At 70.6% G+C, this 6,553-nt stretch carries 5 protein-coding genes, 1 tRNA gene, 1 other RNA gene and 2 pseudogenes; 6 read left to right on the top strand and 3 right to left on the bottom strand.

Annotated elements, in window-relative coordinates:
- Window positions 1-1,478, bottom strand: a 1,478-nt coding sequence (locus tag NBW84_RS16980; protein ID WP_250285717.1) for a DNA polymerase III subunit gamma and tau, incomplete at its 3' end; no start/stop codon positions are given.
- A 70-nt stretch (window positions 1,479-1,548) separates the two neighbouring features.
- Window positions 1,549-1,645: signal recognition particle sRNA small type (ffs, locus tag NBW84_RS16975), an RNA gene on the bottom strand.
- A 189-nt stretch (window positions 1,646-1,834) separates the two neighbouring features.
- Here ffs and NBW84_RS16970 point away from each other — a divergent pair.
- From NBW84_RS16970 to NBW84_RS16955, 5 genes and pseudogenes are all read left to right on the top strand, one after another.
- Complete coding sequence (locus NBW84_RS16970; protein ID WP_250285716.1) at window positions 1,835-2,257, top strand: TOBE domain-containing protein; 423 nt, start codon at window positions 1,835-1,837, stop codon at window positions 2,255-2,257.
- 117 nt (window positions 2,258-2,374) lie between these two features.
- Window positions 2,375-2,462 (top strand) — tRNA-Ser (locus NBW84_RS16965).
- A gap of 168 nt (window positions 2,463-2,630) precedes the next feature.
- A pseudogene (locus NBW84_RS24450) lies at window positions 2,631-2,853 on the top strand (phosphorothioated DNA-binding restriction endonuclease); the annotation flags it as partial.
- Window positions 2,854-2,918: 65 nt separating this feature from the next.
- Window positions 2,919-3,197, top strand: coding sequence for a CopG family transcriptional regulator (locus tag NBW84_RS24445; RefSeq protein ID WP_445548224.1), 279 nt, complete (start codon window positions 2,919-2,921; stop codon window positions 3,195-3,197).
- The gene (locus tag NBW84_RS16955) at window positions 3,194-3,613 is read left to right on the top strand and encodes a hypothetical protein (protein ID WP_250285714.1); all 420 of its coding nucleotides are present in this window, start codon (window positions 3,194-3,196) and stop codon (window positions 3,611-3,613) included. The genes NBW84_RS24445 and NBW84_RS16955 overlap by 4 nt, the downstream gene beginning before the upstream one ends.
- A 388-nt stretch (window positions 3,614-4,001) precedes the next feature.
- Here NBW84_RS16955 and NBW84_RS16950 read toward each other — a convergent pair whose 3' ends face one another.
- Window positions 4,002-4,640: a hypothetical protein gene (locus NBW84_RS16950; RefSeq protein WP_250285713.1), complete on the bottom strand. Its 639-nt coding sequence runs from the start codon at window positions 4,638-4,640 to the stop codon at window positions 4,002-4,004.
- Window positions 4,641-4,973: 333 nt separating this feature from the next.
- On the opposite strand from NBW84_RS16950, the pseudogene NBW84_RS16945 reads away from it, so the two are divergent.
- Window positions 4,974-6,553 (top strand): annotated as a pseudogene (locus NBW84_RS16945) (hypothetical protein); the annotation flags it as partial.

The raw sequence follows: 6,553 nt of genomic DNA, 5'->3' as shown, positions 1-6,553 counted from the left end.
CCAGAGCCAGAGCCAGAGCCAGAGCCAGAGCCATACCCAGGACCCGCCACGTTGGCCGGAGCTGTTCTGGATGCCGGTCCGGCCGCGGCGGCTGGAACTGCCGTCGGGACGCCCGGAGCCGCCGCGGCGGCAACCGCGCCCACAGCGGCAGCGGGGCCTGCGGGAACCGCACCCGCCGCGACGATAGGGCCCGCCGCGGTAGCCGGGCTCGCGGGAACCGCGCTCGCGGCGGCCGGGCCTGGAAGGACGGCCGGTTGCGTGCCGGGGGCCGTATTCGCGATGCTCGTGGCGCCCGCGGCTGGGGCACCGGGGGGACCGGCGGCCACCCCCTGACGTTCCAGCCGCTCGATGCGGACCAGCAGCGCCGCCGGGTCGGAGCTCGCGGCGGGCAGCAGCGCGCGTGCCAGCGTCAGCTCGAGCAGCAGCCGTGGGCTGGTCGTGCCGCGCATCTCGACCAGGCCGGTGTGCACGACGTCGGCGGCGCGGGAGAGCTCGGCCGGGCCCATCCGCGCGCACTGGTCACGCATCCGTTCGAGCTGGTCGGCCGAGTAGCTCTCCAGCAGCCCCTTGGCGGGGGCGTCCGGGACGGCCGCGAGCACGATCAGGTCCCGCAGGCGTTCGAGCAGGTCCATGGCGAAGCGGCGCGGGTCGTGCCCGGAGGAGACGACCTTGTCGATGACGGTGAAGGCGGTTGAGCCGTCCCGCGCGGCCAGGGCGTCGACCGCCTCGTCCAGCAGGACGCCGTCGGTCAGGCCGAGCAGCGCGGCCGCCCGGTCGTAGCCCAGGCCGTCCGGGCCGGCGCCGGCGAGCAGCTGGTCGAGGACGGACAGCGAGTCCCGGACCGACCCGGCGCCGGCCCGCACGACCAGCGGTAACACCGCCGGGTCGACGTCCACGCTCTCCTGCGCGCAGATCGACGTCAGATGGTCGCGCAGCACCCCGGGCGGGACCAGCCGGAACGCGTAGTGGTGCGTCCGGGACCGGATGGTGGCGATGACCTTGTCCGGCTCGGTGGTCGCGAACACGAACTTCAGGTACGGCGGGGGCTCCTCGACGACCTTGAGCAGGGCGTTGAAGGCCGCCGCGGTGACCATGTGCGCCTCGTCCACGACGAACACCTTGAAGCGCGCCGAGGCGGGCGCGAAGAACGCGCGTTCCCGCAGGTCACGGGCGTCGTCGACGAGGCCGTGGGAGGCGGCGTCGATCTCGGTGACGTCCATGCTGACCCCGGCGCGGATCGACACGCACTGGTCGCAGGCCCCGCATGGCTGCGGCGTCGGGCCGTCCACACAGTTCAGGGATGCGGCGAGGATGCGCGCGGACGACGTCTTGCCGCAGCCGCGCGGCCCGCTGAACAGGTAGGCGTGGTGCAGGCGGCCGGTGCGCAGCGCCTGCATGAGCGCGCCGGTGACATGCTCCTGGCCGACGACCTGGGCGAAGGTCGCCGGACGGTATCGGTTGTACAGCGCACCGCTCACCGGACCACCGGCCTGCCTGCCTCGTCGGAACCCAGGACCGCGACCCCGTGACGAAGAAGACCCCGTAACGGAGGGCGACCCCCCGCACACCCGCCAGAGCCTGCTTACCCTTGCTGCCTTCCGGCCCTGGGGGGGTTCACGAGGGTGACGCCGCACGAGGGGTCTGTCCAGCAGTCTATGGCCTGCCGGGGGGATCTTCGCGGCGGGGGTACCTGCCAGCGGTGACCATTGTCCGGACGGTGAACCTCGGCAAACTGTTCCATACCGCTCAGCGTCGAGACGGCCCGAGTACGTCCCGTGCGAAGGTAGCGGCACCCGATCGCCCACGACACGCAGGAAACTCGGTGAGGTCGAGCATGAGCATCAGCATTCGTAACCAGCTCTCTGGGGCTGTGACTGAAATCACTTCAGGCGAGGCGATCAGTGCTGTGAAGATTCGTCTCGCCACCGGGCAGGAAGTGGTTGCCGCGGTGACCACCGAGGCGGTCCGGGAGCTCGGCGTCGCCAGCGGCTCACAGGTCCGGATTCTGATCAAGGCGACGGACGTGTCCCTGGCCGTGGGCGAGGTGTCCGGCCTGAGCATCCGCAACCAGCTCCCCGGCGCGGTCACCGCGATCGACCAGGGCGAGGCGCTGGCCATCGTGAAGGTCGCCATCGAAGGCGGGGAAACAATCACCGCTGCGATCACCAAGGCGGCTGTCGGCGACCTCGGCCTCGCGGCGGGCTCCGCGGTCACCGCCCTGATCAAGTCCACGGAGATCGCCATCGCCGGCCCCTGACCCGGCCGCGGCCCACTCGGCCCACTCGGCCCACTCGGCCCGCTCGGCCCGCTCGGAGCACTCAGCCCGCTCGGCCCGCTGTCTCGATCGCCCTTCGGATCCGATAGTGTGGTCGACGGAGGATTCGCCTAGTGGCCTAGGGCGCACGCTTGGAAAGCGTGTTGGGGGCAACCCCTCGCGAGTTCGAATCTCGCATCCTCCGCCACCGCTGACCAGCGGAAACGAAGGCCCCGGACCGTTCGACGACCGGGGCCTTCGGCGTGCCGTGGGCTCAGAGGATATCGTCGCCGGCCACGCGTGCCTGCTGTCCCTCTCCGACATCCGTCAACTGGCCCACGCCATCGACGAGGGCCAAGCCGTCACCATCGAATACGTCTTCGACAAGGGGATCCTCGGCATCGGTGACAGTGATCGCATCCTGGTCTCACAGCGTTTCGTCGGCCACAGCCCCGCCGCCCGTGAACACGTCATAGCGCTCGCCGGCCGACCGCTCATCGGACCTCAACCGGGCACCCACCCCGTCGCGGCCATCCACCGCTCCTGGCGCACCAAGCCAGGTCTTCCACGGAAGCCCGCGCCCCGTCACGGCCGCATGATCACCAAGGCGTCGGCCATACGACGCAATGGTAAGGGGCACGACACCAAGAGTATGGTCTCTTGTATGGCGACGAAGAAGGTCACGGTGACGATCCCCGAGGATCTGCTGGACGAGATCCGCGCGGAGGCGGCAGAGCGGGGCCTGTCGGCATACGTCGCCGAGGCGCTGCGCTTCAAGCGGGATCGGGACCGCCTTGCGGAACTGGTCGACTGGCTGCAGGAAGAACACGGCCCCGTCGCCGGTGACGAGCGTGCGGCAGCACTCGACGAATTGGCGGAGCTCGACGCCGAACACGAGCGACGCCGCACGACGGGGCAGCACAACGCCGGAGAGGCGGCGTGAAGAAGCGGGGTGCCGAGCAGCGGCCCCTGCGCGTCTTCGTTCTCGATTGCGACGCCCTGGCCCTGGCCGTGCGCGGCGATCGGAAGATGATCGCCTGGCTCGACCTCGCGGCCCGTGGGGAAGCCGAGGTGGTGACGTCTCCGATGACGCTGGTCGAGGCGTACGACGGCAGAACCACCGAGCAGCGCTGGGACTGGGTCCTCTCCCGGCTCAAGGCCGCCGACATCGGAAAGGACGAGGCCCGCCAGGCCCGGCGCCTCCTGGCCGATACCAGGCCGCACGGCCACAAGTACGCGATCGACGCCGTGCTCGCCGTCATCGCACGACAGCAGAAGGGGCAGGTAACCGTCTTCACCTCGGACCTCGATGACCTGGAGAAGCTCCTCCCGCACACCATCGTCGTCAAGAAGGTATGACCCGGCACAAATCTCCGACGGCGCAACGCGCCTCACCGAGCCCGACACCGGATTCGTACTCGTCCGCAACGGATCATAATGCCGCGGGACGTTCTCGGATCGGAGTGTGGCGACCGCAAAGCGTAGTGATCCCGGCTGCTCGACCCACATTCCATACTCCTCATACGTGAGTCCGAGGTAGTCGCGCAACGGCATGGGCCGGCCGGCCGGGGCACCGCCAGCATCGTGCCAGGCAGCCACCCAGTCATCGACCTCGGGGAGCAGCGCTCGCCCCGCAAGGCACGCGTCGAGGAAGGTTGTGGTTCAGACATCGATCCTCCTTCCTGGCACCGCATCTCCTACTGTGACACCTGTGATCTCCTGGCAGGTTGTCGGCTCCGCGAAGGCCCTACTGGAGGGCAAAGAAGACTCGGTTGCTGTCCAGGGCCAGGGTTTCCTCGACGATCCAGGCGCCGCCCTGCACCTGGTCGGTGGGGACGGAGACGCAGACGTTGCCCGATGCCTTGGCGTTCGGGAACATTTCGCTGACGTCGCTGAGGCTGGTCGGGATGACCCCGCAGTGGTCGTCCTCGCCGCCTCTGCCGAAGGTGTTCCCGCCCGAGCCGTGGAAATGGAATGACAGATCGACCCACGGTGTCCCGGAATCGGGCCCATTGTAGGTCAGGTTGACGGGCACCATCACGAACTGCCGGCCGGCGGCGGGGGGATCGTTGAACCTGTTCTTGGCGGTGACCTGGGCGGTCGCGTTCAGGACGGTGGGGCCCAGGGTCACCTGCCAGTCGCCGATCTTGACGGTGGTACCGGCGGGCACGGGCTTCTGCCGGGTGCCGGGGGCGTCGCCGGTGCGTGTCGTGCCGGGGGCTGCCGAACTGTTCGGCTGGTTGACGATGTCGGCTCCCGCTCCGTCCGGATCGATGCTGGCGCAGCCGGTCATCGCCAACGCCACGGCGGCGAGGAGCGAGAGAAGCGCGGGAAAAGCGGTCCGTCCGGCACGCGCCTCAATGGAGGTCGTGATTCTGGATGGCATGAGAAGACGCATTCGATGATCACTTTCTGGGTGTCCTGCGGCGAGTACCGAAAAGGCTTGGACGGACGACCACCGCTGCCGCCGGAGCCGCTTGTGGAGCGAAGAAGGCGGCGGATGGGGGAGGGACGCCGGAGTGGGTGTCCGAGCCGTCCCCCCCGAGCGGCCCGGACGGAGGTCACTGTGGAGGCGCCGGAGCCCAGGGATCAAACATTCAGCTGATAACCAGGGTTATCAGTCTTCCTCATATTATTTCTCTTTATCATAACTATGCTTGCCTGACGCGACCACGGATCGGGCCGTGGGCGGCGCACTGGCGCGAACGGGGGTGAGCACATGCCGGACCTGACCGACGCGGGCACGCTGCTCATCTCGATGCCGGAGATCGCCGACCTCGCCGACGTGCGACGCGCGGTGGTGACCACCTGGCGGCGTCGGCACGCGGACTTCCCTGCGCCCGTCACGGCTCAGGGGCTGGACGCGGGCATCCCGATGTTCCATGCGCCGGACGTCGTGCGCTGGCTCGCCGCGAACCCGCGGCGCGGCAACCGCCGGATCGAGAACGCGGATCTGCGCCTCTACCTGCTGCGCTGCCTGGGCCAGCGGATGGGCGCCCGCACCTTCGTCGCCGCGGCCAGCGCGCTGCTCTGCCTACGCCACCTCGACGACGAGCCGCTCACCCCGACAGCGACGACAGCCGAGGCCGCGATGACCGCCGGGACCGCGATGACCGCCGGGACCGCGATGACCGCCGGGACCGCGACGGCCGCCGGGACCGCGACGGCCGTCGACGCGGAGAAGGTCGATGATCTGCGCGCGTCGCTGCGTGTCCGGGCGGAGCGGGTCGATCCGGACGACCGGCTGCTGCTCTCCGAGGTGACGGCTCTCAGAGCGCACGTGGGCTGGTTGGCTCCCGCCGTCGACGAACTGGTCGAGGCGGCCTACAGCACCCGCGACGCGTTCGAACGGCTGCTCGGCGCCCGCCACCGCCTCAACGTTCCCGAGCTCTACACCGACTCGGTGGTATCCCAGCTGGCGAGCCTGATGGCGCAGCTGTCCGGCGCCCGTGAGCATGCCCGGGATGTCGGGGCCGTGCACGTGGCCGACCCGGCGGCGGGTGCCGGTGACCTGCTGGCCGCCGTCCACTCGGTGATCGGCGAGGCGTACGACGTGCGGATCAGCGGGGCCGAGCCCGACCGGTTCCTCGCCCGGCTGGCCCGCCGCCGGTTCACGGTCGCCGGCGTGAGCCGCCGTGACCTGGACGTTCGTGCCTCGGCCGCGCGCCGCGCGAACGCCGACGCCGTCGTCACCCGCCTGCCGTTCCGGCCGGCGGAGGAGCGCGACGCCGTGGGCGTGCTCGTCGCGGTGCGCCGGATCGCCGACGCGCTGCGCCCACGGCAGACCGCTGTCCTGCTCGGGCCGGCCGAGGCGCTGGTGGACCCGCTGCCGGTGCACCGGCCGGCGGTGCGGCGCCGCGACGAGCTGCTGGCCACCGGCCTGGTCGAGGCGGTGATCCACCTGCCTGGCGGGATGGTCCCGTTCCGGCCGGCCTACCGGACGGCGCTGTGGGTGCTGCGCCGGGAGGAGGACGCGCCGGCGCACGGCCGGGTGCTGCTGGCGGACATCTCCGACCGGGAGCTGACCGACGACGTCGTCGAAACGCTCGTCCTGGACGTCGCGACCTGGCGCCGGGACGGATTCCGCCCGGACGAGCGGCTGCGCGTCCTCGCCTCCCAGGCGGCGATCAGCCAGTTGACGACCCGGCCCGGGGACGCGCCGGTGGCGTTGACGGCGCCGCGTCCCACCGGCGAGCCGAGCCGGCGGGCCGCCCGGGCGGTCGTGCGCATCCGCGAGATGGACGACCGGATCGCGTCCCACCGCGATACCGCGATGACAAGCGGTGTCGCGGTGACAAA

The organism is Protofrankia sp. CiP1_Cm_nod2 (assembly GCF_920664355.1).
In the GTDB taxonomy this organism is placed as follows: Bacteria; Actinomycetota; Actinomycetes; order Frankiales; family Frankiaceae; genus Protofrankia.
This window is presented reverse-complemented; position numbering and strand designations above follow the sequence as displayed.